This is a genomic window from Xenorhabdus bakwenae (genome assembly GCF_030272115.1).
GTDB lineage: Bacteria > Pseudomonadota > Gammaproteobacteria > Enterobacterales > Enterobacteriaceae > Xenorhabdus > Xenorhabdus bakwenae.
This window is the reverse complement of sequence record NZ_CP119194.1, coordinates 1415596-1439668: the sequence shown is the minus strand read 5'-3', so window position 1 is coordinate 1439668 and position 24073 is coordinate 1415596. Positions and strand designations below refer to the sequence as shown.

General features: G+C 42.6%; 35 protein-coding genes, 4 tRNA genes and 1 pseudogene. 18 read left to right on the top strand and 22 right to left on the bottom strand.

Translation table 11 applies throughout. The features are described 5' to 3' along the window. Positions 1–24: 24 nt before the first annotated feature. The 17 genes from PXH59_RS07715 to PXH59_RS07635 form a co-directional block, all read right to left on the bottom strand. Positions 25–285 (bottom strand): tail fiber assembly protein, encoded by a 261-nt coding sequence (locus PXH59_RS07715; RefSeq protein ID WP_285811076.1) that lies wholly within the window; start codon positions 283–285, stop codon positions 25–27. Between the two features lie 362 nt (positions 286–647). Next, positions 648–1181, bottom strand: coding sequence for an IS630 family transposase (locus PXH59_RS07710; protein WP_235428344.1), 534 nt, complete (start codon positions 1179–1181; stop codon positions 648–650). Then, the gene (locus PXH59_RS07705) at positions 1162–1485 is read right to left on the bottom strand and encodes an IS630 transposase-related protein (protein ID WP_047769920.1); all 324 of its coding nucleotides are present in this window, start codon (positions 1483–1485) and stop codon (positions 1162–1164) included. The genes PXH59_RS07710 and PXH59_RS07705 overlap by 20 nt, the downstream gene beginning before the upstream one ends. Before the next feature lie 58 nt (positions 1486–1543). Beyond that, positions 1544–1918 carry a DNA-packaging protein gene (locus PXH59_RS07700; RefSeq protein WP_285811074.1) on the bottom strand — a complete coding sequence of 125 codons (375 nt, stop codon included), beginning with the start codon at positions 1916–1918 and terminating at the stop codon, positions 1544–1546. Between the two features lie 138 nt (positions 1919–2056). Then, complete coding sequence (locus PXH59_RS07695) at positions 2057–2401, bottom strand: hypothetical protein (protein WP_285811073.1); 345 nt, start codon at positions 2399–2401, stop codon at positions 2057–2059. A 2-nt stretch (positions 2402–2403) separates the two neighbouring features. Continuing rightward, positions 2404–2625 (bottom strand): hypothetical protein, encoded by a 222-nt coding sequence (locus PXH59_RS07690; protein WP_285811072.1) that lies wholly within the window; start codon positions 2623–2625, stop codon positions 2404–2406. Then, entirely contained in the window at positions 2622–3203 is a 582-nt protein-coding gene (locus PXH59_RS07685) for a BRO family protein (RefSeq protein WP_285811070.1), read from the bottom strand. Before PXH59_RS07685 ends, PXH59_RS07690 begins: the two co-directional genes overlap by 4 nt. Before the next feature lie 633 nt (positions 3204–3836). Next, entirely contained in the window at positions 3837–4079 is a 243-nt protein-coding gene (locus PXH59_RS07680) for an Acb2/Tad1 domain-containing protein (protein ID WP_285811068.1), read from the bottom strand. Then, positions 4060–4533: a lysis protein gene (locus tag PXH59_RS07675; protein ID WP_285811067.1), complete on the bottom strand. Its 474-nt coding sequence runs from the start codon at positions 4531–4533 to the stop codon at positions 4060–4062. Before PXH59_RS07675 ends, PXH59_RS07680 begins: the two co-directional genes overlap by 20 nt. Positions 4534–4535: 2 nt before the next feature. Beyond that, complete coding sequence (locus PXH59_RS07670; RefSeq protein ID WP_285811065.1) at positions 4536–5225, bottom strand: Rha family transcriptional regulator; 690 nt, start codon at positions 5223–5225, stop codon at positions 4536–4538. Positions 5226–5396: 171 nt separating this feature from the next. Beyond that, positions 5397–5801 (bottom strand): structural protein, encoded by a 405-nt coding sequence (locus PXH59_RS07665; protein ID WP_285811064.1) that lies wholly within the window; start codon positions 5799–5801, stop codon positions 5397–5399. Then, positions 5798–6121 (bottom strand): phage holin, lambda family, encoded by a 324-nt coding sequence (locus PXH59_RS07660; protein WP_235428367.1) that lies wholly within the window; start codon positions 6119–6121, stop codon positions 5798–5800. The genes PXH59_RS07665 and PXH59_RS07660 overlap by 4 nt, the downstream gene beginning before the upstream one ends. 335 nt (positions 6122–6456) lie before the next feature. Beyond that, positions 6457–6651 carry a hypothetical protein gene (locus PXH59_RS07655; RefSeq protein WP_285811062.1) on the bottom strand — a complete coding sequence of 65 codons (195 nt, stop codon included), beginning with the start codon at positions 6649–6651 and terminating at the stop codon, positions 6457–6459. A gap of 102 nt (positions 6652–6753) precedes the next feature. Further along, positions 6754–6969, bottom strand: a complete 216-nt coding sequence (locus PXH59_RS07650) for a hypothetical protein (protein ID WP_285811060.1) — start codon at positions 6967–6969, stop codon at positions 6754–6756. Positions 6970–7044: 75 nt separating this feature from the next. Beyond that, a complete protein-coding gene (locus PXH59_RS07645) occupies positions 7045–7275 on the bottom strand; it encodes a hypothetical protein (protein WP_285811059.1) in 231 nt (76 codons plus the stop codon). An 826-nt stretch (positions 7276–8101) separates the two neighbouring features. After that, positions 8102–8686, bottom strand: a complete 585-nt coding sequence (locus PXH59_RS07640; RefSeq protein WP_285810405.1) for a hypothetical protein — start codon at positions 8684–8686, stop codon at positions 8102–8104. A 177-nt stretch (positions 8687–8863) separates the two neighbouring features. Next, entirely contained in the window at positions 8864–9106 is a 243-nt protein-coding gene (locus PXH59_RS07635; RefSeq protein WP_047766222.1) for a hypothetical protein, read from the bottom strand. 139 nt (positions 9107–9245) lie between these two features. On the opposite strand from PXH59_RS07635, the gene PXH59_RS07630 reads away from it, so the two are divergent. The 8 genes from PXH59_RS07630 to PXH59_RS07595 all read left to right on the top strand — a co-directional run bounded on the left by PXH59_RS07630 (position 9246) and on the right by PXH59_RS07595 (position 12780). Further along, entirely contained in the window at positions 9246–9518 is a 273-nt protein-coding gene (locus tag PXH59_RS07630; RefSeq protein WP_285811057.1) for a hypothetical protein, read from the top strand. A 60-nt stretch (positions 9519–9578) separates the two neighbouring features. Beyond that, a complete protein-coding gene (locus PXH59_RS07625) occupies positions 9579–9842 on the top strand; it encodes a DUF551 domain-containing protein (protein WP_285811056.1) in 264 nt (87 codons plus the stop codon). A 2-nt stretch (positions 9843–9844) separates the two neighbouring features. After that, a complete protein-coding gene (locus tag PXH59_RS07620) occupies positions 9845–10066 on the top strand; it encodes a hypothetical protein (protein WP_285811054.1) in 222 nt (73 codons plus the stop codon). Continuing rightward, positions 10059–10448, top strand: coding sequence for a hypothetical protein (locus PXH59_RS07615; protein WP_285811053.1), 390 nt, complete (start codon positions 10059–10061; stop codon positions 10446–10448). The genes PXH59_RS07620 and PXH59_RS07615 overlap by 8 nt, the downstream gene beginning before the upstream one ends. A 202-nt stretch (positions 10449–10650) precedes the next feature. Beyond that, positions 10651–10830 (top strand): DNA N-6-adenine-methyltransferase, encoded by a 180-nt coding sequence (locus PXH59_RS07610; protein ID WP_434223370.1) that lies wholly within the window; start codon positions 10651–10653, stop codon positions 10828–10830. Next, positions 10827–11015, top strand: a complete 189-nt coding sequence (locus PXH59_RS07605) for a hypothetical protein (RefSeq protein WP_285811051.1) — start codon at positions 10827–10829, stop codon at positions 11013–11015. The genes PXH59_RS07610 and PXH59_RS07605 overlap by 4 nt, the downstream gene beginning before the upstream one ends. A 377-nt stretch (positions 11016–11392) precedes the next feature. Beyond that, a complete protein-coding gene (locus tag PXH59_RS07600) occupies positions 11393–11740 on the top strand; it encodes a helix-turn-helix domain-containing protein (protein ID WP_285811048.1) in 348 nt (115 codons plus the stop codon). Beyond that, positions 11623–12780 carry a site-specific integrase gene (locus PXH59_RS07595; protein WP_285811677.1) on the top strand — a complete coding sequence of 386 codons (1158 nt, stop codon included), beginning with the start codon at positions 11623–11625 and terminating at the stop codon, positions 12778–12780. The genes PXH59_RS07600 and PXH59_RS07595 overlap by 118 nt, the downstream gene beginning before the upstream one ends. A 14-nt stretch (positions 12781–12794) precedes the next feature. Here the strand turns inward: PXH59_RS07595 and PXH59_RS07590 are convergent. Further along, a tRNA-Lys gene (locus PXH59_RS07590) sits at positions 12795–12870 on the bottom strand. A 147-nt stretch (positions 12871–13017) separates the two neighbouring features. On the opposite strand from PXH59_RS07590, the pseudogene cycA reads away from it, so the two are divergent. Further along, positions 13018–14524, top strand: a pseudogene (cycA, locus tag PXH59_RS07585) (D-serine/D-alanine/glycine transporter). A 446-nt stretch (positions 14525–14970) separates the two neighbouring features. On the opposite strand, the gene PXH59_RS07580 reads toward cycA, so the two are convergent. Further along, positions 14971–15882, bottom strand: a complete 912-nt coding sequence (locus PXH59_RS07580) for a LysR family transcriptional regulator (RefSeq protein WP_285811046.1) — start codon at positions 15880–15882, stop codon at positions 14971–14973. Positions 15883–16007: 125 nt separating this feature from the next. Between PXH59_RS07580 and PXH59_RS07575 the strand changes: the two genes are divergently transcribed. The 9 genes from PXH59_RS07575 to PXH59_RS07535 all read left to right on the top strand — a co-directional run bounded on the left by PXH59_RS07575 (position 16008) and on the right by PXH59_RS07535 (position 21844). Then, positions 16008–16934: a DMT family transporter gene (locus tag PXH59_RS07575; protein ID WP_285811045.1), complete on the top strand. Its 927-nt coding sequence runs from the start codon at positions 16008–16010 to the stop codon at positions 16932–16934. A 43-nt stretch (positions 16935–16977) separates the two neighbouring features. Continuing rightward, complete coding sequence (locus PXH59_RS07570; protein ID WP_285811043.1) at positions 16978–17295, top strand: hypothetical protein; 318 nt, start codon at positions 16978–16980, stop codon at positions 17293–17295. 232 nt (positions 17296–17527) lie between these two features. After that, a complete protein-coding gene (locus tag PXH59_RS07565; RefSeq protein ID WP_285811676.1) occupies positions 17528–17929 on the top strand; it encodes a GFA family protein in 402 nt (133 codons plus the stop codon). A 402-nt stretch (positions 17930–18331) separates the two neighbouring features. Then, complete coding sequence (uvrY, locus tag PXH59_RS07560; RefSeq protein ID WP_285811041.1) at positions 18332–18991, top strand: UvrY/SirA/GacA family response regulator transcription factor; 660 nt, start codon at positions 18332–18334, stop codon at positions 18989–18991. Between the two features lie 23 nt (positions 18992–19014). After that, a complete protein-coding gene (uvrC, locus tag PXH59_RS07555; protein ID WP_285811040.1) occupies positions 19015–20847 on the top strand; it encodes an excinuclease ABC subunit UvrC in 1833 nt (610 codons plus the stop codon). A 56-nt stretch (positions 20848–20903) separates the two neighbouring features. Continuing rightward, on the top strand, positions 20904–21452 hold the full coding sequence (gene pgsA, locus PXH59_RS07550) for a CDP-diacylglycerol--glycerol-3-phosphate 3-phosphatidyltransferase (protein ID WP_047767881.1): 549 nt from the start codon (positions 20904–20906) through the stop codon (positions 21450–21452). Positions 21453–21596: 144 nt separating this feature from the next. Then, positions 21597–21672: transfer RNA gene (locus PXH59_RS07545), tRNA-Gly, on the top strand. A gap of 5 nt (positions 21673–21677) precedes the next feature. Next, positions 21678–21751, top strand: a tRNA-Cys gene (locus PXH59_RS07540). A gap of 6 nt (positions 21752–21757) precedes the next feature. After that, positions 21758–21844: transfer RNA gene (locus tag PXH59_RS07535), tRNA-Leu, on the top strand. Positions 21845–22174: 330 nt separating this feature from the next. Here the strand turns inward: PXH59_RS07535 and PXH59_RS07530 are convergent. From PXH59_RS07530 to PXH59_RS07520, 3 genes are all read right to left on the bottom strand, one after another. Continuing rightward, on the bottom strand, positions 22175–22402 hold the full coding sequence (locus tag PXH59_RS07530) for an ogr/Delta-like zinc finger family protein (RefSeq protein ID WP_047767876.1): 228 nt from the start codon (positions 22400–22402) through the stop codon (positions 22175–22177). A gap of 64 nt (positions 22403–22466) precedes the next feature. After that, positions 22467–23579, bottom strand: a complete 1113-nt coding sequence (locus PXH59_RS07525) for a phage late control D family protein (RefSeq protein ID WP_285811038.1) — start codon at positions 23577–23579, stop codon at positions 22467–22469. Beyond that, positions 23576–24073, bottom strand: a complete 498-nt coding sequence (locus PXH59_RS07520; protein WP_047767871.1) for a phage tail protein — start codon at positions 24071–24073, stop codon at positions 23576–23578. The genes PXH59_RS07525 and PXH59_RS07520 overlap by 4 nt, the downstream gene beginning before the upstream one ends.

The following is a 24073-nucleotide window of genomic DNA, read 5'->3' as shown; positions in this document are numbered from 1 at the left end:
CAGTAATAAAAAGTGGGGAGTTTACTACAACAATCTAATGATTGGAAGCATGACCTGGAGATCGACCGCGTATTGGAGCGGAACGATAGCAATATCTGCCTGTTGTCTCAATGAGAATTTTTGCTGTTCAGCCTGTTGCTGCAACTGCTCAGGCGTCGGTGGCGGATTTGCAATTGCCAGCGCCTCAGCCTCTGCGATTGGGGTTAAACCAGATTTAATTACCGATTCATCAACCCAATCTTCGTACGCGTAAATCTGTTGTTTTTTATCAATATAATATTTCATTCCATTACCACCCAGTGTTTGACAGCCCCGTTTGTTTGGACGATGTACACAGCCCCGGGTTGTACAATAAATGTCGCAGGTGCGGGATTATCCCCATCGTCAACGGGGATTACCTCATAAACAACAACACCCCCGACCAAAATACGCCTGCTGACGTTATTTTGGTTATGAAAATTGATACATACAAAAATCGGTTTATTGCTGTTGTTTGTGTACCGTACGTTCGTTTCCATGTTGCCCAACGGTTTATACGTCTGATTAATACCAATCATGGGTACTGCATTAATCGCGTCAGTCACTGCCCGCTGACTCATAACACTGGTTGTCGATTGGCCTGTAGCCTGTTCGATATAGCAAAATCATCATAACATGGCATATTCAATATGCTCTGTAAACAGCTCATCAACTGAACATCTTTTTTGTCTTCTTATTGCTTTTGCTCCACCCCATTTGTGTTCTATCGGATTCAAATCAGGGCTATAAGCAGGAAGCCATTCCAGTTGACATTCGCTATCCACTATCGCTTGTCTCGTGTCATTTCTTTTGTGGAAAGACGCATTATCCATGACTATCACTGCACCGTGCGGGAGTTTTGGCAATAAATCTTGCGTTATCCATGCATGAAAGACATCCGCATTAATGCTCCCGGTAAACAAACTTAAGGTGACGAAGCGATTGTTGAGAATGGCCCCAATCACGTTAATACGGCCTTTCGCCTGCCAGTCGTGTGTACCAAAACAGCGCTGTCCTTTTTCAGCATACCCATGTGTACGTGGCATGGATTGAGCAAAACCACTTTCATCTAAGTAAACTATCGGTTTGCCTGCCTGTTCATAGCCATTGATCCGCTCGACAAACGCTTGACGAGCCTGAGGGTCAGCGCGAGGGTGTTCCAGCGTTTTTTTTATGCGTGAGCCGAAGTCGTTTCAAGGCGTAATGAATAGCCGACTGCGAGACACCTAAACGTTTTGCTCTTTCCCACTGATAATCGTCGGGAAATTTTTGGATATCCGCGATAAGCACCTCATCAGGGATTTTCATGGGAGGCTTATCACGCGTCATGCAAGGTTCTATTTTATGGCTCCACCGGAACAGGGTACGAATAGAAATCTCAAAATGGACACTCGTTTGCTCGAAAGTCAACGAATGTTTATCTTTGTATGCCAGGACTCTTTTTCGAAAATCTAGACTGTAACCCATTTCACTTTATGCCTTGTCATATTGGATTGGGATATTATGCCATATTGGTATGATTTAGCTATAGAACTATTTTTGTTGGTGACATCGAGCTGTCAGATGATTTGTGATCCACTTCCTGCTTCTCAGAATACCCATGATTAGCCAACATTAACTTTGTGATTGTTGCGTTAAATTCACCTATCAACCCTTTGTTAATCAGCTTACTTTCCTGTAGCGCCAGAATCCTTTCTAACGTGTCCGAAAATTCGGAATTGAGCTTTGCGTACTCGTAGACTGTAGAACGAGCGATACCTAAGAAACAGGCCAATCCTGCCACACTAGGGATGACAGCTTCATGTTCAGTGTAACCGCCATACAGATATGTCTTTGCCTTAGCGATTAGCTCATCATTCAGCTTGCTAGGGCAACCTACCTGATTTGTTTGTTGTCCCATCTCCTTCCCTCATTCAGAATAATTAACTGGTCTGGTTGATATAACCCCCTATTCGGGCGATACCACCGAAGCCCAAAACCTCCACAAAATTCTATCAAGCACCCGAATGTGGATGCTTTGCAGAGTTTTGTAAAATGGTTACTTCTGCTCTTTCAACCGTTTTTCTTGCTCACTCTGAAACTGAGCTTTGGCTATTGATCCTATTGCGTAAATAGCACCCAAAACAAACCAGCCCTGAAATACAACAAAAATGACAAATGCAGTATCAGTCAGCATGTCGTAACATCGAAAAGAGATAGGAATGTGTTTGTAATCTTTAACCAGTGAATCACTAGCAAACAAATACCCTAAGAACTTAATCACACCAAAGAGCCAGCCAGCGAAATAACCTACATTCACAAAACCCTCGGCATTCTGTGTGATACCAATAAACAAAAAGGACGCGATAATTGCATCCAGAATGATTGCATATATATATTTCATCACTAAGTTCTCTTACCCTTTGGCTTCTCTGTTGAATACTTACTCGCCCATGCCTTGGCAATGCTCAGACAATCATCAAACAGCTTGCCCTTTCTGCTGGCTGATCCCGAACAGCGATAGTGTTCTTTCGCCCGGTCACTTGCCATCGCCGCTATAGATGAAGAAAAGCCGAGCTTGGTTAACTCGGCCTGTACGTTCTTCTCGATAAATTGCTCGTGGTTCATGCGGGTTCTTCTCCATCGGGAAGTTCGTCAAGTCCGGGTAATGTTAGCTGTGATAATTCAAGGATGGCTTTTTCCGCCTTACGGATTTTCTTGAGGTGACGCTTGCGGAGGTTCATCAGATCACTACCTTTGCGTCCGAAGTTCTCGAATGACCACTTATTGGCAGATACCAGGCGATTTTGCATTTCACCAATGGTTAGCTCTTTGAGGCTTTCCATATCCATCAAGGACAAATCTCGTGGTTGGTGTTCTTTCTCTGCCAGATCAAGTAGCCATCTACGAAGGTCTTTGGCGACTTTGGTTTTCGACAACATCCCTACAAGATGAGCACCACGAAGTGAGTAAACCCTGACCGTCTTGTGTTGTAACCCATTGATTTCCCCGCTGACCGTCAAATTGACGACCATAGTCATATCGGGTGAGAACTCATCTTTGTTACGGTCATGAATTCTTGAGACTGAGTCTTCACGAGCATAACCCAGAAGCTCAGCCATTTGTTTACCAGTAAACCAAATTTTCCCGTCACCATTATCAAAAGGGATCACTTCTTTTTCTTTGAAAGTTAATGCCGTACTCACGATGCTTATCCTTACTTAGGTAATGAACCTTTGCCGCAATAGGAGATCAGCCCATCGAGTAGCATCAGTTTTAGCTGATTCCTCAAAGGCTCATTCCTAAATAAAGGCTCGATGTTTAGATTGGCGCTGCGGTGCGCGGTGAAAATAAAAATGCCACCAGCCCGTGTGCGTTGGGTACGCGGTAGGAACGGGGTGGCAGCATGGGTTATTCCTGTAGCCACTCAGGGAATGGACACAGAAATATTTCATTTAGTTTCAGAGGGTAACTAATGGTTAAGCATTATTCGCTTGTTATTGTGTGGAAATGGGTTTACTGGGTTTATTAGTCTTTGTTGTAGTCAGCAAAATAGGGTGAATAAAATGAAAAAATATATTCTTCTTGGTCTGGTAACATTCATAACGACTTTAGCGCCAATGCAGACTTATGCTACGATTTGTTCGAATCAGACTGGTCAGGCATGGGGTGATTGTATGGTTTGGTGCTTAACAAATAGCTATCCAGGTCCAGGGGCATACGCTATGTGTGCATTTTTATAATACACATCAAATAGGACGGTAGCATTCCTGCCGTCCTCTCGTCATGACACAGTATTTACTCCCACCACCCCAGCATCATTTGCTCTGAGGTGGTAATCAGAATGTCGTTGGTTGAGCCACGGCACGAACCCAACACATAATGCCCTTTTGCAGGTCAGTTCGCCCTTCGTTCAGCCAACGCATATCAATTTGGTGGTTTCCTGTTTGTGCATTTGTAACTGCTAAATAGTCATAGAGTTGACCTAATTCTTCACCCAGCGCCTTAATCTTGTTCATGCAATTAATTTCATCTTGGGTAAGTTCACGATAGCCAGTGATTTTACGGTGTTGGTTTTCCATTATTACTCCCACATTCAGTCTTCGCCCAATCCCTCAGTCCGAGGAACTGGGCTTCAAGGGTTTCAAGTTCTCCGAGGAGACGTACATAATCCTGTTCAGCGTCTTTCGCCAGTCTGGCGGGTCTTGAACCATCCACGCCGGAGGGGGCAGCGGCTTTAGACACGGGGCACTCGGCTTTGACGTACACGCGCTTAACGTTAGTGCGGAGAGTATCGCTAAGCTCATCAAGTTTAGATTTGGCATTGGCGAGTTCCTGAGAGTGTCGGGTGTCCAGTTCTGCGAGTTGCTTGATGCGCTCTTGCTGGTTGGTGTTGATGGCGACCTGTTCTTCATACTGTAGCTTTAATCTACGGTATTCCTTGGCCTTGTCCTGATACTCACTGTAATAGAACCAGAGCGCACCAGCGAGCAGCCCCATGACACCAAAAGTGAAGTATTGGCTATTGAGTTTCATCGCTATGAATTTAACCTTGCTTGCTCTTCTATCAGAGGGGTACGATAGTTTTTATCAAAAATCCCTTTTAACGCCTGTTTTCTTTGTTCACGATCCCAGCCCATTGAAATAAGAACCGTATTTGCCCGCTGTAATTCGGTAATGGCTTTAATCTGCCACTCAGTCAAGTAATCCCTGACTGCTTCGCTTTTGCCAATATCATTGTGCTTCTTAAACTTGGCCGACTTCATTCCGAGGACGACATCATTAATCAGGTCGGCTTCATTGCTGTAATGAAAATGCTCCGTTTCTTTCCCGTCCTGTTCCCGGCTATTTTTAATAGCATCAGTCATCGGTCGGTATTCAACTCTGGCTCTTTCTCGCTCCAGTTGAATTTGAGATTCTTTTGTTGCCTTTTCACGAAACTTAATGAAACTGTCAACCAAGCGTACTTGTCCATCACGGGCTTTATCACCACCAATAAACGGCATGGCAATCAGGAATCCCCGTTCAGTTAATTCATAACAAGGTAATTCTTTGTTTTGTTTGCTAATATATGAGGAGGGCTTGAAATCAAGCCCTCCTAAATGACTGCTTTCTATTAATTCTCTTACGTTCTGCAAGACGTTCTTATGATCTCTACCAAACTCATTGGCAATAACATCTGTTGTGACTACAGGCTGACCATTGGATTTTTTAACTAAAAGTCTCATCTTGCGTATTCCTATAGAAATAAGAGCCTGCTGACGTAGAAATATCGCCCACGAGAGATCGCCATCTATAGCGATATTTCTCAGGCTCTATTTCTATAAGCTCATGATTGGGGTTCGCGCACGTCAGTACGCAGATAAAAAAGAAGCCCCGCAAATGCGAGGCTATGGAATTCAGATTAAGCTGTAGGCTTTTTCAAATACATCATCCGAATAAGGCTGCTTGCCGTTCTCGTGCCGGATGATGGACTTAGCCAACGCAATCAGCGTGGGTTTATTGATGTCCAGAACCTGATTCGGGTCTACATTCAGTGCCTTAGCAACACCCTTGATATAGGCTGAGGTGTTATTCTCGTTATTTGGAGCATAGCGATCTATCATCTTGGCCACACTCTGATAACCGTTCTTGTGGTAATTGGTCAGCAACTTCATGAGTGCCCGGATACCATATTCCGGTGATTCAAACAGACAGAACCGAGGATTTTTTACACCTGTTTCGATTCCAATTTGACCCTGCCACTTATTAGCGGGATTGTGATCAATATTGCCCGGATTGTTATTGCGAATGCCTCTGTTCACTGTTTGTCTCCCAGCCGTTTATTGATGGCACGAATAGCAAACTCGCGTATTTTCTCAACGCCAATAAATCCAACAGCGCCACCGATAGCCGGTGCAAAACTGATAGGAATGCCAAACATCTCTAGCCCACTGGATACGCTCCATGACAAAGCACCACAGAGCAGCGCCTCTACCCAGCGGTTCTTTCGTTCCACGCCGTCGTAAATCAGGCGTCCGTAACAAATTACGATAGCTAAAGCAGAGCCGGATATTTGCGGCCACGAGTTTTTCAGGCCATTTAACAGGTCAGCCCATAAATCAGGATTTTCTTTCATCTTCATATTCCACCCCATTTGAACAATGGGCGTCCGTGGGGTGAACGATGGTTACCCCTGTGAGTAGGTTAAAAGTAATAGGTTAATAGTTAAGGTAAGCTGTTGGGTCAGCCAAAAATCAATTAATAACCGAAGTGATGGATGACTACTTCATTGGTGCAATCCATGGCATTTACCACATCACAGCCACGGACGTAGACTTCCCCGATAAAAATGTCAGTGTTGCTTTAAGAGTGAATGGAACTACTACCATTATTAATATTGACGGCAATAACCATAACCTAGTGGACATGACTCTGCGGGAAATAACAGACTTGGCATACAGTATCTACAAGGAGAAATTATCCATTTAACTGAGCATGGATATTTTCTATGGCTATCTTAAAATCTTCATTCACATTATAAAGATAGTTTTCTAGAGCCTCTATTTTCACCAAGGCACTAGTCAGGCTACAGCTCGCACTAGACTCATTTATTGCGAGCTGTTTTTCCAACCCTTCAACTTTTTTCTCCAGTTCTTCAATACGCTTTTCCATCATTCACCTCGCTGGTGAGTTATCAATGGTCATCAGTGGAATACCCGGTAATAAAAAAAGGCCGCCTAAGCGACCATGAATTAATTTATCGAGACGTAAATATTAAGAATCACCCTGCCATACAAAGTCATCACTACCCGTTCTGTGGGATCCGTAATGTACTTCATATGCTGAGCCTAGCTTAGCTGCTTCTATTTCGGCTTTTTCTTTGATGGCATACACACCTGCCAAATGCCACGGGGAATAACGAATAACTCCCCATCCGAGCACAAAACCTACATTAAGGGGATCTGGCTTTAGCGCTTCTTCTACAAACATATCTATTTCCTTTGTTTGGGTACCCGGAAAATAGATTATTAATGGATTAATTAAAGTTCAATCAAATGCTATTGATTATGCGATGTTGACAGTGATTTTGAGTGATAACAGGTCATTACGGTTATGTTCAGCCCTAATCGGTTCATCAGAGCAATCAACATCATAAGCCTTGGTGTATTCTCCTGATATTTTGCCTTTCAGGGTATCTTCAACCAGCAATTTATCATGCTGCCATATCTTGAAATTCACAGAGTTAGCAGTGTTATTTTCAGTTAAACCTGAAACTGTCACCTTTAACGTTTTCATTGTGTGATCTCTAACTTTATTGAGGGAAAAGAAAAAAGGCCACGCCGGAGCGCAGCCTTGAATTAGTTCCGTTATGGGATTTCCCATATCGGGGAATCAGAAACATTCATCTAAACATCCCGAACTTGCGGGATTTTGAACTACCTGAAAATCTTCGGTAGTTGGCGACCAAAAAACTAAAAAGGCCGCCGTAGCGACCTGATTATGAATAGGGTGCCCTCAGAATTGAGGGCGGTAGATACGCAGTGCGTACTGATAGCAGGTATAACCCTGCATAATTTCAGATGTTAAATTGTGATCCTGCCAATATGAGCGTTTGCGGTCGGCTGGAATAGGTAAATCCGCAACGCACCCAACACTTACACGGTAGTTGGCGACCAAAAACAAAAAGGCCACGCCATGCGCAGCCTTGGAGTAACTACTTGAATTTGTTACGTTATCGGATTTCCGATATCGAGAAATTGGAATATTCATCTAAACATCCCGAACTTGCGGGATTTTGAACTACTGCATTTTTTGCAGAGGTTGGATAAAGCCATCGAATTCATCTTTCATGGGATACTCTCTATACCCATTCGAGGTGCTGATCGGAATGGTTAATATTGAATATAACCTATTGATTTAAAAGTGATGTAGGTATTGATCGACCCCGATCGAGTTGTGAACGCTGAGTTGACTACGGGTAGAAAAAAGAAAAGCCCCACGTGATTAGTGAGGCTTTATTTGCTTTTCGGTTTTACTGCCCGAGCATAACATGAAACATATAGTTTTTAGGCGTATTTGTCAAATAATTTTCTCCTTTTTTATTTATATATAGAAAATATTTTTACTTTCTTGCCGCCATAATGGAATAAAGCATATCCTCAGCAGCTTTATTCGCCCATCTGATTCGCCTTTTTGCTGAATCAAGATCAATGCCTGTTTTCCGAGAAAGGTCTTCTAAAATGTTTTGCGAGCTTTTGCAGTCCTTGTATCGTTTAATAACTACATCGCGAATTGGGTTATCGATTGTGAATATTTCAGTCATACACTTTTCAACAAATTCGGCGTCATCTTTTTCTTTGGCGAGGCGAAGTGCGCCGAGTGTTGATTTATTAAGCATAATGACTTCTTTCACTTTCTCTAATAACTCTTTTCCGGTGTAGCCTAATTTCGCATAATTGGTCATTACCAGTTTAATTGCGGCAGTCGTTCCATCATCCCAATTATCACGCACCATTAAGCGACCAATGACATTGATATTTCCACTTGGCAAATCATCACCCTGGTTAGCGGCCCCCCATAGCATCAGCATATATCGCGTCCACGTGCGATCGGATTGAGTTATTTTTTCTACTCCTTTGCACCATTTCTGGCGAAGCTGATTCTCAGACCGAAAATAGGCTAATTCCCTAAAACTTCCCTTTTTCATCTCACCCCCGGCAATACTGTGTGATAACTATCATTGGCAGTGCTATAACCAAACAGGAACGCGGCACGGTTAACGCATTAAGCAGCTTCATCACGGCAGTAAATGGCGCCCCATCAAAAGAGCGAGGTGAGTCCAAAACCAAGCCCCGCCGTAGATCGGAGTCGGGCGGGGTTACGGCTAGGGTTTAGCCTTTTTCTTTTTCAGATAGCTGATCCATTTTAATGGAATAACAATCACAACCATATGAATAAGGATAGATACAGCACACTGAATTAAAAATGCAGCTAAAAAGTTGGGGGTATGCTGGTATATCCATAATTTAAGTGACTGAGGGAAAAATAGAACTACCAGCAAGATCCCCCATGTCTGAGCGAATTTATTAACTTTCTCATCAAAAGTCATTTTTTTCTGATCACTCATAGATTAATTCTCATTCTCATCATGGTGGGAATTTATTCTAACTGTTTTTGTTGCTGGGGAGTAGCAAAACTCACGCCGCCTGAGTGAGTTATCAAAGCAGGCAACCAAAGTAAACAATATTAATTCTGAGGGTATTGTTATGCAGGTAATTCATATTATTCATAAAGGCGAGACCACGATCCGCGTAATTGCAACAATGTTCTACGGTATTGGTCTGTCAGAATCTATCAATGTAGATGTATTCAAAAAAGATGTTGACGATTCTAAATTTATTCTGTGTGGGGATAGGCCTCATCCTGAATGGCGTCGGATGTCTGTAGATGAATATATTCAACGTGGTCGCCCTGAGAAATTTAAATATGCTACGTACGCAGAAATAATCAGAGTTGTAAGAGAATTGAGAAATATTTAAATAATTAAACCAGAGAATTGTCAATTGCGACTGTGATGACGATGAATAACAGGAGGGTTTATGGAGTGGATTAAATGTAGCGATAGGTTGCCTGAAAATGGAACGCATTGTCTGGTATTTACACCAGATAGTGACGAAGAAAATTCTCGAATTGATTTTGAGTACTACGACTATGATTTTTGGCATTTCCATAGTGATAATTATGAACATTTCATGATGGTCGGCGGAACGGCGGCAGTTCCAGATTGCGTATGTGTAGGCCCATCTGAGGTCGCACCTTATACTCACTGGATGCCATTACCTGAAATACCGAAAGGAGAATAACAATGAATAGAATAACACTTACAGGTAAACAAATATTAGCAGTATGTAAATTTGCTGGAATTCCTCATGGTGAAATGACTAACGATGAATTAGAGCAGGAATTTACCATCGGCGATAATTTAGCAATTCAGGTTGACGGTGGGATTTATATAGAGCAATTAGGAATTTATTGTACTGATTATCCAGAGGACGGAGCTATGTCACTGGAGAATAACCATGCCTAAACATATACACGCCGATTTAATTACTGAGTACGCCAGATTGTCTCATATTACTGATAGGCCGTGGGAGTATTTCCAGTACAGATATGCAGATGGAAATGATTGGTTGGAATATGATCACGATTTCGGCTTTCATCCCGAGATTGATTTTAGATTAAAACCCCGTACTATCAAAATCGGGGATATCGAAGTTCCAGAGCCAGTAAGGGAGGCGTTGAAATTTGGAACTGAGTACCATATTCCGTCAATAGAATATCTCTCATACTGTTTCACGTGGTCTGACGATAGACGTGATACCGAACGGTTGCAACGCGGTCTAATCCACCCCGACCGCGAATCCGCCGAACTGCACGCCCGGGCGCTTATTTCTCTAACCTCTAAATAATCCAAATCAGAAAAACACTAATCGTTTTCACTAACGAGGGACTGTTACATGCGTAACAACATGTTCGACGGGTGCGCAGTCGTACCCAAACAACCATAGGCAATCAGGAACCGGCGCTTCCATGTGCGCCGTCTCGCACTACTCATCATCTCATCATTTGTATTTATTCCGGTTTAACGGAGGATAATATGCACCCAGATTAATAACGGGTGGCAGGATTTCATTTGTTAACGCAGAAACACAAAAACCAGTAAATGGAAATAACAAAGATAGTTTATTGCTAATTTGGCGACCATTCACTAACCCACGCAGAATAATAACAACCGTTGATCGAGATTATTTGATTAATGTCGGCAATGAACAATTGAGGAAAATAGCATGAAAGTAACAATCGAAGTACCGAACAAGAAAGACATTGATATGGTATTTGGATTAGTAGCAGATTTCGTGAAGCAAAAAGATAGGAAAGTAAATGAATCCGTGTTCTTTACCATTAACAATGAACGCTCAGGAGTAATAAGGGAATCGCATAAAGGTAATATTTCCTGCCGTATTAACCATGACTAGCGAATTCGAGAACGCAAGGAGGACGGTGGCGAGGGAATGCCTCAAAGAACTCAATAGCCTACCCAAATACGACGATACCGCAGTGACCGCAGTCCTCGATAAGTACACACCCCAATTTAAACCACTCAACCATATGCGATTCAGCGCTAAATCAGTGCTGGGATATTATGTGCGAATGATTCAGAAGGAGGTGAAATGAAGTGCATTCATTGCAATAAAAAACTCGATTTCGAAGAGCTATATTATTACGAAAATTCATGTGAGAAATGCGAGAGATATTTCGAGTTAACCCGGCATAAAAATAACCGAATCAAATTAGTCAAGCTGAGAGTGAAATTGTATCTCAGGAGATTAATGAATCGTTATAGGAGTAAGTGATGGATAGATACCCTCTAACATTTGATGAGGCATGTGGTTTCATCGGCATATCACCACCAACACTGAGAAAATGGATTAGAACAGGCCGATTGGTGGCGTCGAGAAAAGACCCAACCAAGAAGCAATCCCCTTATCTTATCACTCGGCAAAATTGCATTGCCGCATTAAATAATCCGATCCACACTATATCCGTGAGCGCGGTTGACGCTAAGGAAGGTAACAAATGTCAATATTCCGCAGAAACAAGACTTGGTACGCCGACATCACGATCCCGGGCGGCCAAAGAATTAAACAATCTCTTGGCACAGAGGACAAGCGGCAAGCGCAGGAATTGCACGACAAATTGAGGGCTGACTTATGGCGAGTTGATAAACTGGGGGATTATCCTGACGTCATATTTGAGGAAGCCTGTATCAGATGGTTGGAGGAAAAGTCTGATAAAAAGTCTCTTGATACTGATAAGAGCTTGATGGGTTTTTGGTTGGAGTGCTTTTCGGGATGTTTATTAAAGGATATTACGTCAGCGAAAATTTATGCCGCTGTTAGCAAATTACAGAATAGAGCAACATTAGCAAGATGGTTGGCAAAAAAAGAGGCATGCATCAGAAAAGGGAAGGATATCCCTGCTTATGTTCCTAAACCAGCGACACAGTCCACTAAATCATCATATTTGGCACTAATAAAATCTATTCTCAGAGCCGCCGAGCGAGAATGGAAATGGATTGACAAGGCTCCAATCATAAAAGTAAACCAGCCAAAGGGTAGGCGCATCCGATGGCTGGAGCCACACGAAGCTGTAAGGTTGATATCTGAATGCCCTGAGCCACTGAAATCTGTTGTCAGATTTGCACTAGCAACAGGATTGAGAAGATCGAACATCATTAACTTGGAATGGCAGCAAATTGATATGCAACGCAAAGTGGCGTGGGTGAACCCTGAAGACAGTAAGTCAGGGAAAGCGATAGGCGTAGCTCTGAATGATACTGCCTGTCAGGTTCTCCGCGATCAGATTGGCAACCATCATAAATGGGTATTTGTGCATAAAATAGCGTCAAAGCGAAGTGATGGAACCATGACGCCAACAATCAGAAAAATGCGTGTTGATAATAATAGATCATGGAATTCCGCATTGAAAAGGGCAGGGATAGAAGATTTTCGGTTTCACGATCTACGACATACATGGGCTAGCTGGTTGGTGCAATCAGGAGTTCCACTATCAATTTTGCAGGAGATGGGCGGTTGGGAGTCAATTGAGATGGTTAGACGTTACGCCCATCTAGCACCTAATCATTTAAGCGAGCACGCGAAACAAATAGATACGATTTTTAACAGTCACGTCTCATCTACGTCCCAAGTAGCAGTTAATGACAGAGCAATAAGTATGTAACTAACTGATTTAATTGGTGGGTCGTGGGAGGCTCGAACTCCCGACCAATTGATTAAGAGTCAACGGCTCTACCGACTGAGCTAACGACCCAACGCGATTAATTATTCTCCAATGTTAACTGGGCGTCAATGGCCTATTATCCATTTTTTTACTAATTGAATAAAATACGCACAATAAAATCTTAACGAATTGGTCGAATTACAATCACTCTGTTTTTCATGTGAAATCCTTCTGTTAATGGCGCGGTTGTCTATGTCAAAATGTTCTATTAAACACAGCTTGAGGGTATTAAGACCATGCTGTGAGAATAAATTGGATACAACTATGGAAGAAAAAATACAACCCACTCACACTACTGAAAGTTCGCACTTGCAGCGAAGTCTCACCAACCGACATATACAACTAATCGCAATTGGTGGTGCTATCGGTACTGGCTTGTTTATGGGATCAGGCAAAACAGTTTCTCTTGCGGGACCATCGATCATTTTTGTTTATATGATCATCGGTTTTATGCTGTTTTTTGTTATGCGGGCAATGGGAGAGTTATTACTTTCTAATTTGCACTATAAGTCGTTTAGCGATTTCTCTGCGGATTTACTAGGGCCGTGGGCCGGTTTTTTTTGTCGGCTGGACTTATTGGTTCTGCTGGGTAATTACTGGTATAGCAGATATTGTTGCCATCACTGCTTATGTTGGATATTGGCTGCCTGGTTTTCCAGAATGGGGAACTTCGCTTTTGTGTGTTCTGGTATTGTTAACTCTGAATCTAGCGACAGTTAAGCTGTTTGGTGAACTGGAGTTTTGGTTTTCCATGATCAAAATTATTGCCATTATTGCCTTGATTGTGACAGGAGGCATTCTGATTGGCATCAATTTTAAATCACCAGCAGGGCATGTTGCAGCACTTGCTAATGTCTGGAATGATGGTGGTATGTTCCCTATGGGGTTAAGCGGATTTTTTGCTGGGTTCCAGATAGCGATATTCGCTTTTGTTGGTATTGAGTTGGTGGGAACTGCCGCAGCGGAAACTAAAAATCCGATGAAATCTTTACCAAAAGCGATTAATGCTATTCCTATTCGCATTATCACGTTTTATGTATTGGCTCTGATTGTCATTATGTCAGTTACACCGTGGCGAGCCGTCAGTGCGGATAAAAGTCCTTTCGTGGAATTGTTTATCTTGATCGGATTGCCTGCTGCTGCCAGCGTTGTTAACTTTGTGGTTTTGACTTCTGCGGCATCTTCGGCAAATAGTGGGGTTTTCTCTACTAGCCGGATGTTGTTCGGGCTGGCAAAAGAAGGAGATGCACCAAAGCAGTTTAGCCGTCTTTCCCGCCGTTCGGTTCCGGCATCAGGGTTGGTCTTTACATGTCTGTGCCTCTCTTTTGGGGTCATTTTGATCTATTTTATCCCCGATGTGATGCGGGTTTTTACTCTAGTGACAACCGTTTCTGCGATCCTGTTTATGTTTATTTGGAGCATGATCTTATGTTCTTATCTGGTTTATAGAAAGCATCGCCCAGAACTACATCAGGCTTCGGTGTACAAAATGCCATTTGGTATTGTCATGTCTTGGATATGCTTGGTTTTCTTTGCTTTTGTTTTGGTATTGCTTTCCTTGCAGCCAGATACTCGCCAGGCGTTAGTGGCTACACCAATTTGGTTTATTATTCTAATGATAGGGTTTCAGATTGTGAAAAAGCGTAAAACTCGCCTTGTTCATGAAGTAAAAAAATCCTGCTGATTAATTTTGGTGGCCCAAATATTGGGCCATTTTTCTCTTAAACAGGCATGATTGTACCTTGATGGAATCTAAGTTGCCATTTATCAGTTGAAGATAATTGCCAAATTGATGAACGAAGTGCTTGATTGAATGGGTTGCCAGTTTGATCCATTTCATAAGACTGATAAGTTAATTTCTCTTGATGACTTAAATATTTAACATGTTATTTTACTTCTATTTCAGTTAATTAATTTATTATCAGAATATTTATTAACTTGCTTTAACAGGCAATCCCATTGAGACGAATATAATCGGATGTTAAAGATTTATTCATCTTTAACATCTTAACATAATCTTAAACGGAAGCCTGGCCGATAGCAATTGATCAGACAGGAGTCCAAATTGAAATTAGATGGCTATCTTATCGCTTATCCAACCAAGTGTGCCGCTGTTGGTCATGCTGAATGTTATAGTATGCCCGATTGGTGTGACCGTCCTGAAAGTTTATCCTGATTTTGAAAAACCACCTCTGCCAGAAAATCTGCCACTTTCCGGATCCTAGGGGAATGGGCCAAATCAGATTGAATAACAAGCCAGATGGGTTTATCTATGCCTAAATCAGGCGAAATACACGTAAGCCCTGCGCCATTGGCTGCAATATGAGGCAGTACGGCTAATCCCAGGCCCGCAGTTGCTGCCGCAATTTGAGAACAAATCGAAGTTGTTGCGACTGAAAGTGAGCGTCCTTGTAAGACTTGTTTAAGCCAGTTAACGGAAGGAAATTGCGAGTACTCACTTGTCCAGCCAATAAAATGCGCATCGTTGTATTTACCTTTGAATATATCGGAGGGGCAGGTCGCTAAATAAGTTTCGCTGCCATACAGACCAAACCCCAAGGTTCCCAGTTGTCGGAGATTAACATGGCCTTGCTCCGGTCTGATGATACGAAGTGCTAAATCAGCATCACGGCGGTGAAGGTTTACTGTGTAATTATCCGTTGTGATTTCTAATGTCAGGTTTGGATGATTTTTTTGTAAGGTCGGCAAGTTGGGCATAATTAAATAATTGGATAATGTTTCGAGTGTTGCAAGGCGTACACTGCCTGCAATAGTTGCCCGTAGATCGGCCTCAAACAGAAATGAACTTGCTGCTATCTCCATGGCTTTGGCTTTTTCCAATAGTTCTGCGCCATCTTCTGTTAGTTGATAACCTGTTTGATGCCGCAAAAATAATGGCATTCCGAAAGTATTTTCCAGACGTTCGATTTTTCTCGATACCGTTGCCACTCCAATACCAAGAAACTCAGCCGCCTTACTGATAGTACCTGCTCGCGCGATTGCCAAGAATATTCGAATATCATCCCAAATAAGTGATTGCACGATTTGTTTTCCATTTCTGAAAATTTGATTACCAATTTTGCCTAAATATTTCAATTTTAAAAGGTGCCACAATGATTTTGTCAAGGATCATTTTGTTTAAGATAAATCAAGATAGGGTAATGAATATGAAAACAACTCCACAGTCAGCGATTGCACTGACGTTAATTGCAACATTCTTTTGGGGATCAAATTTTCAGATAACAAAATTTGCACTTACGAGTTTGCCTCCGTGGACAGCTTCTGTTGAGCGTTTTTTTTATGCGGTTATCTGTATTTTTATTTTTTTTGCATGGAAAGAGGGGATTCACAGCAAGGTTTTGAAACAAAACTGGTGGGCATTTATTGTTCTTGGGGCGATTGGTGTGGCGGGATTTAATGGGGCATTTTTTGTTGGTCTGCAAAGTTCCAATCCAGTGACGGCTGCTTTGATTGTGGCAACGACGCCTATCTCTGCCAATATTCTGGAAGCGATGATAAATCGTCGGTTACCTGGATTGATGCGGGTTATTGGTATGGCAATCAGTTTGTTGGGGGTTGCTTTAGTTATTACCAACGGTGAATTGAATTTGGGAAGTATCTCTCAGATAGTAGCCGGCGATATAATCATTTTTATGGGAAGTCTTGGTTGGTCAATTTACACAGTGGGAACACGGGTGTTTGTCAAAGATGCGACGCCATTGGCGACTACGAGCTGGACGATGCTTTTTGGTGCGATCATATTAGCGTTTATTGCGATTTTTGTGGAATCGCCAATAACTGCATTATCTTCGGGAACATTTGAAAGCCATTTGGCCTGTTTTTATATAGGTATTGGTGGTTCTACGGTTGCCTATCTTTTTTGGAATATGGGGGTTGCTATTCGTGGCGCAGGAAAAACGGCGGTATTTTTTAACTTGGTTCCCATGTTTGCACTCATGATACAGCTAATGATGGGAAATATTCCCAGCTGGCCACAAATAATTGGCGTTGTTATCACTATTGTGGGGGTGCTCTTGGGGCAGGGAATATTGAGTAATGTCCGGTTCATGAACATTGATAAAAATAAAAACTAACATACAATCACCATGGTAACTAATTTATTAGTGGAGATCTGCTATGGAAAAATTTACTGATAAATTAATTAGCTTTGACCGATTTCTTTTACGGATACTGCGCTTTCTTTTGCATGCATTCATTATCTTTCTGATCGGCATTATTCCTGGTGTACTGGGTTTTTTCTTGATCGAAAGCCATGCTATTCCTGATGCAATACTAAATTCAGTTTCAATGATTGGAACACAAAACTTGCATATTGAACCCGTCAGTACTCTGGGGAAATATTTTGCTGCCGTTTATGGACTATTCCTTCAGGCTATCTTTTTTTATCGCAGTAGGTATGGTGGTGACGCCTTTTGTCCACAGAATATTGCATAGCTGGCACATAGATGATGATGAAGAGGAGGATAACGAAGATGTGAAAAAATAAATAACTTAATTTTCTGCTATCAAGCCATAATTTGATGTTTCCAAAACTTATTTGTATGGTTGAAAATTAGAGGATCATTGTAGTGAATAGAGTATTTTTGATGAAATATAGTGGTAGATTTACTCAATCTCAGATATAAGATTTTTCCCTATAAATTTATTATAGATAGAGAGTTAAATGATGAATAAAGGTCATTGTTTATGCGGTGCGGTGAGTGTAAAAACCAATCAAGGTATTGGAGATATTAACGTATGCCACTGTAAAACTTGCCAAAAATGGAATGGAGGTCCATTTTTATCTGTGGACTGTAAGGATGACCTAAAAATAGAAGGAGCTGAAAATATTTCAACATATTCGTCATCCGAATGGGCAGAACGCGCTTTCTGTAACAGGTGCGGCACACATCTTTTTTACCATTCGCATCATCCAAGTGCGTATTATGTTCCAGTTGCATTGTTTGATAATAGTAATAAAAGTAAATTATCTCGCCAAATTTATGTGGACAGCAAGCCAGCATATTATAACTTTGTTGAAAAGACCCCTATGCTGACTAAAGCAGATATCCTTAACTTATTTAAATAATCATTGCAGTATGGGGGAAAATATCATCCTCATATTGTTCTGGATTAAAATGGATTGCTATGAATAATATAGAGATATGTTTTTAAAAAATATTAAATAAAATCAATTGGCTATATGCTTGATAAACTTCAAGTTGCAATCCGCAAGACGACGTGAGGCCTTATATTTCCCCACTGTGCGGGGAAATATAACACGCATCTTGAAGTTGGATTGGTATATATTTATTACATTTCATTGATATGTAACAATTTTCTTTCTGTTTTGCGCTAATGTGAGTATAATCTGTTATCTTTTGTTAATTTATCTTATGAAAATCATAAAGATAAATTCAGCGTGTTCGTTTCGTTTTGGGATTTATTAATTTTATCATTATAGTGGATATTACGTTAGTGGAGATGTTGTTTGATTAATGTTTTATTAGTTGATGACCATGAACTGGTGCGCATTGGTGTGAAAGGCGTCCTTGATGATGTAAAAGGGATAAAAGTCGTAGGGGAAGCCAGTAGTGGAGAAGATGCAGTCAGATGGTGTAGATCAAACAGCACGGATATTGTCATGATGGATATGGGAATGCCCGGAATAGGGGGGTTGGAGGCGGCTAAAAAAATCATCCGTTATTCACCTGATACACGGGTGATTATGCTAACTATCCATACTGAAAGTTCTTTGCCCACAAAAGTGATGCAAGCAGGGATTAGGGGATATTTGAGCAAGGCTGCCGCTCCTCAGGATATGATCAATGCAATTCGGGCGGTTTATGCAGGCCAGCGTTACATTTCCTCGGACATTGCCCAGCAGATGGCACTCAACCAGTTATCACCCCCAAAAGAAAACCCGTTGGATGAACTTTCGGATCGGGAATTGCAGATCATGACAATGATAACTCAGGGGCGTAAAGTTAATGAGATTTCTGAGTTGCTTAATCTGAGTCCAAAAACAGTGAATAGTTACCGCTATAGGATGTTCAGTAAACTAAATATCAAAGGTGATGTAGAATTGACCCATATGGCAATACGCTGTGGATTGCTTGATGCGCAGAATATGGTAACTCACAGTGGGTAATAAGAGTTGATGGGTGATCAGTCATGGCGGAACTATTTAATTCAAAGGCATTTTTAAAAACAGTTACCAGTCAGCCGGGTGTCTATCGCATGTATGATATTGCTGGCACCGTGATCTATGTCGGTAAAGCTAAGGATCTAAAAAAACGGTTATCGAGCTATTTTAGGGCACAAGTTAGTAGTCGCAAAACTGAATCATTAGTGAAAAATATCGTCCAGATAGATGTCACCGTTACCCACACAGAGACAGAGGCGCTCCTGCTCGAACATAACTACATCAAACTGTATCAGCCTCGCTACAATGTATTACTGAGAGATGATAAATCTTATCCTTATATTTTCTTGAGTAGTGATATCCATCCCCGTTTAACCTTATATCGTGGAGCCAGGCATGCGAAAGGAGAATACTTCGGCCCATTCCCCAATTCTCATGCAATACGTGACACTTTAGCTTTATTGCAGAAACTATTTCCTATTCGCCAATGTGAAGACAATGTGTATCGCAATCGTTCAAGACCTTGTTTGCAATATCAGATTGGGCGCTGCCTCGCCCCTTGTGTTAAGGGATTTGTAACAGATGAAGAATATCTGCAGCAAGTTGAATACGTCCGTTTGTTTTTGGCGGGGAAAGATCAGCAAGTATTGGATGAGCTGGTTACAAAAATGGAAAAAGCGAGTCAACGGCTTAAGTTTGAAGAGGCTGCCCGTTATCGCGATCAGATCCAGGCAGTACGGCAAGTTACGGAACGACAATTTGTTTCTGGAGAAGGTGATGATCTTGATGTTATTAGCGTTGCTTTTGAGGCGGGAATGGCCTGTGTGCATGTCTTATTTATCCGTCAGGGCAAGATATTGGGCAGCCGCAGTTATTATCCCAAAATTCCGGTTGATACAAAATTAGATGAAGTAGTGCAAACTTTCCTTGGTCAATTTTATCTCCAGGGAAGCCAAAACAGGACATTGCCGACAGAAATTTTGTTGGATTTTGCATTATCTGAAAAAGAACTATTGGAAAAATCACTTGCTGAAATATCGGGCAGAAAAATTTATATCCAGGCACGGCCAAGAGGTGACAGAGCGCGTTACTTAAAATTAGCACGTACTAATGCCGCTACCGCTTTGCTTACCAAACTTTCCCAACAATCGACAATTCATCAGCGATTAGAATCACTGACCGCATTTATCGGCCTTGAAAAAATCCAACGTATGGAATGTTTTGACATCAGTCACACGATGGGAGAACAAACTGTTGCATCATGTGTTGTTTTTGATGCTAATGGCCCGGTTCGTGCAGAATATCGACGCTATAATATAACAGGTATTACTCCAGGGGATGATTATGCTGCGATGAGCCAAGTCCTGCGTCGTCGATATAGCAAAGCTATCGATCAGACAAAAATCCCGGACATTATCTTTATTGACGGTGGAAAAGGGCAGCTTGCGCGTGCGATTGAAGTTTTCGATTCTTTGAAGGTTGAATGGAATAAAAAGTATCCTAAGCTAATTGGTGTTGCGAAAGGCAGTGATCGTAAGGCTGGGCTAGAAACCCTATTCTTTGCAGCGGAAGGGGAGGGGATAGCACTTCCTCCTGATTCACCTGCGTTACACGTTATTCAACATATTCGTGATGAATCTCACAACCATGCCATTACAGGACATCGTCAGCGTCGGGAAAAAGTGAAAAAGACCAGTACATTGGAATCGATTGATGGTATAGGGCCGAAACGTAGACAAATGTTACTTAAATATATGGGAGGATTACAACCTTTACGCAACGCAAGTGTAGAAGAGATCGCAAAAGTACCTTCTATTTCTTATGCATTGGCAGAAAAAATCTATAATGCGTTGAAACACTAGAAGTATTGATGCACCATACTGATAAACTTAACTTGGCCAGATAGTTACTAAGCATTATGCAATTAAATATTCCAACATGGCTTACTCTATTTCGTATTGCCTTAATCCCATTCTTTGTTTTGGCATTTTACTTGCCATTCCAATGGGCACCGATGGCATGTGCCATTATCTTTATTATTGCTGCTGCAACAGATTGGTTTGATGGTTTTCTTGCTCGTTTGTGGAAGCAGACAACGCGTTTTGGCGCATTTCTTGATCCGGTGGCGGATAAAGTGATGGTGGCTACTGCGCTGGTACTGATTGCAGAACATTACCATACGTGGTGGATCACGCTGCCTGCTGCAACGATGATTGCCCGTGAGATCATTATATCCTCCCTGCGTGAGTGGATGGCGGAATTGGGAAAACGCAGTAGCGTCGCTGTTTCTTGGATGGGAAAAATAAAAACGACAGCACAAATGGCGGCATTGGTTGCCTTATTATGGCGTCCTTGCATTGAACTCGAAGTGGGAGGATTCATCCTATTATACGCTGCTGCGGTCTTGACATTCTGGTCAATGTTTCAATATTTGAGCGCCGCATGGGATGATTTGCGTGAAAGTTGATCCAAATGACGCAAAAAACATCGAACGAACGCGTTTTATAAATAATTGTGTTGACTCATTTTGTGAAGTAAGTAGAATGCATCGCATCGGACGGCGCATGAAATTTACGAAACAAGTTAAGTAAATCAAGCAGTTCGAAGAAAGGCGGGAATAGCTCAGTTGGTAGAGCACGACCTTGCCAAGGTCGGGGTCGCGAGTTCGAGTCTCGTTTCCCGCTCCAAAAAAGGCGCGTTGGCAGAGTGGCCATGCAGCGGATTGCAAATCCGTCCACCTCGGTTCGACTCCGGGACGCGCCTCCAAATTCAGCCCAGGTGGTGAAATCGGTAGACACAAGGGATTTAAAATCCCTCGGCTGTAAGGCTGTGCGGGTTCAAGTCCCGCCCTGGGCACCAAATAAAAACTTGATGTAAAACATCGAGTTAGAGTCAGAAAAGGCCACCTTTACGGTGGCTTTTTTTGCTTTCTGCGATTGTATTAAATTTCGAAATTGGCAGCAGATTGGCAGCACTTTGGCAACGCTGTTTATTTATACAATATCATTTAGCCCCGCCTTTTGCCCTTGATAACGCCTGATTTTTCCTATTTTTAAAAAAATTCCATTGAATAAAAAACCATTAAATTTGAATAATTATTAATCAATGTGATTTTATCGTATTCAACAGAAAAGTGGCGACGGAATGGCGACGTAAAAAAAGCCTCACTGTCGAGGCTCTTTTTATTATTCAGGGATTATCAAAACACATTACCGTTTGTTGACCATTCGTAGGGTGGGGCTGGGCGAATTCAATCAAGTTGGGTTTAGCCACCCAACGGACAAAGGTTTCATGACTGACGAATGTGGCACCACAATTGATATTCTGGCACTGGTTGTAACGTTCTTTGGTTTCGGCGGTGTGTTCAAAACTGCTGCGAGTGTGTGCAACATGATGGCAAAGGGGGCATTTCATCATAATATGAGGTGCCTTATTGAAAATGACTGCCAGCTTTGTTAGGCAATAGCGTGATTATAGCAAATCAAGCGCCCATGTCAGCATCCGAAATTTTCACTTCCAGTTCTAACGATGATGTTAACCCACTGTCATTTAAGGTATGCGTCACCGTGACCAATGTCCAGTCTGCCTGGTCAATCTGCGGTTTAAAACCGATCACCCGAACTTTCATTTCAGGGAACAGCTCCGGCCGTCCTTTCGCCAGTTGAATGGAAAACGACGCTACACCACGCTGGATTTTTTCCCATTCCGCTTTTGCGGCACGCTCAGCCGTTGATCTATAGGCATAGGTGTGTTTCAACACCAACACATTTCCCTCACTGCCGACCAGATATTCTCCCTGTTTTTCCTCTTTTTTCGGCTGGCTGGTCTTGTGGGATTGACGCCGCTTGCGCTTAACAGTGACCTGCTCTTTTTTCTGTGGCTCACGGGTATTCAGCCAACTGGCCGATACACCGGTATAGGCGCTGCGGTCTGCCAGCGAGAACCGGTAGCTATCCCCCGACTGACGGGTAATCATAACCACTGGCAACGGGCGGCCACTCACTGTCTGGTTTTGCCCCCGCCGCATAAACAACAGGTAACCGTTTTTAACCGCGGCAATAGCTCCCTCCTGTTTGGCCAGCCGGGTTAAAAAGCTGCCGTCGGATTCGTTGGTCTGATCAATATGCTTTATTGCGATAGCGGCCAGTATTTCTTCCACTTCCGGCTTGAGGTTGTTACGCGTGGCAATAGTGCGCACAATATCGCTAATGGTTTTTTGGTGGTAGGACAACTCACGGCTGATATTGAGGGTCGCCCGAAAATCAGCACTGCGGGCACGAACCGTCACTTTATCCGGTGGGCCACTGTATTCGATTTCATCCACAATAAACTTGCCCTTATGGATAAGTGCTTCGCCCTGCCAGCCCAGATGCAGGGAAAGCTCTGTGCCACGGGGTGGCAACGATAACAGGCCGTCACTGTCCTCCAGCTCAATATCGAGCTGATCTGCCTCAAAGCCGCGGTTATCGGTCAGGCTCAGGGAAATCAACCTGTCCTGGATACGGGCATTGATATTGCTGTCACCCGCACTCAGCACATAGACAGGCGAGTTAGCGTTGCCGGTTACCCAGTCCAGCTTTGGTAATGATATCATGGGAATAATCCTGTAATTTTATCGGTAGCCGCTGTTTTAATGCTGCCTAATATATCGGTCGCACTGATTTTCAGGTCGTTCAGTTGCGTACCCAGATCCCCGAACATTTTTCCCAGATTTTCATCCACACGACGCAAGGTGACGGTAAAGTCGATTTTTTTAGCGGCCCCGTCGGCAAAGAATTCCGTTTTGGTCTGATCCAGGCTCTCGATAATAAACATGCCGTAAATGGTGCCCTGACCATCCAGAAATGACCAGGCTTTGCCACTGTCAGCCATCAGTTGTAACGCCAGCAGCGATAACCGGCCCCCCGTGATTTCCGGGTATAACGAACCGGATAAGGTGATGGTGTCATTGTTTGGCCCGATAAACTGGAAGGCGGGGCGGGCACCAATCCGGTTATTGAAGCCGTAGCGCCAAGACTGCTGGTGTTGCAGGCTCTGGTAGGGGGTGGTTTTCAGCATAAAAACAAATAAACCCAGGGCGGCCATCAT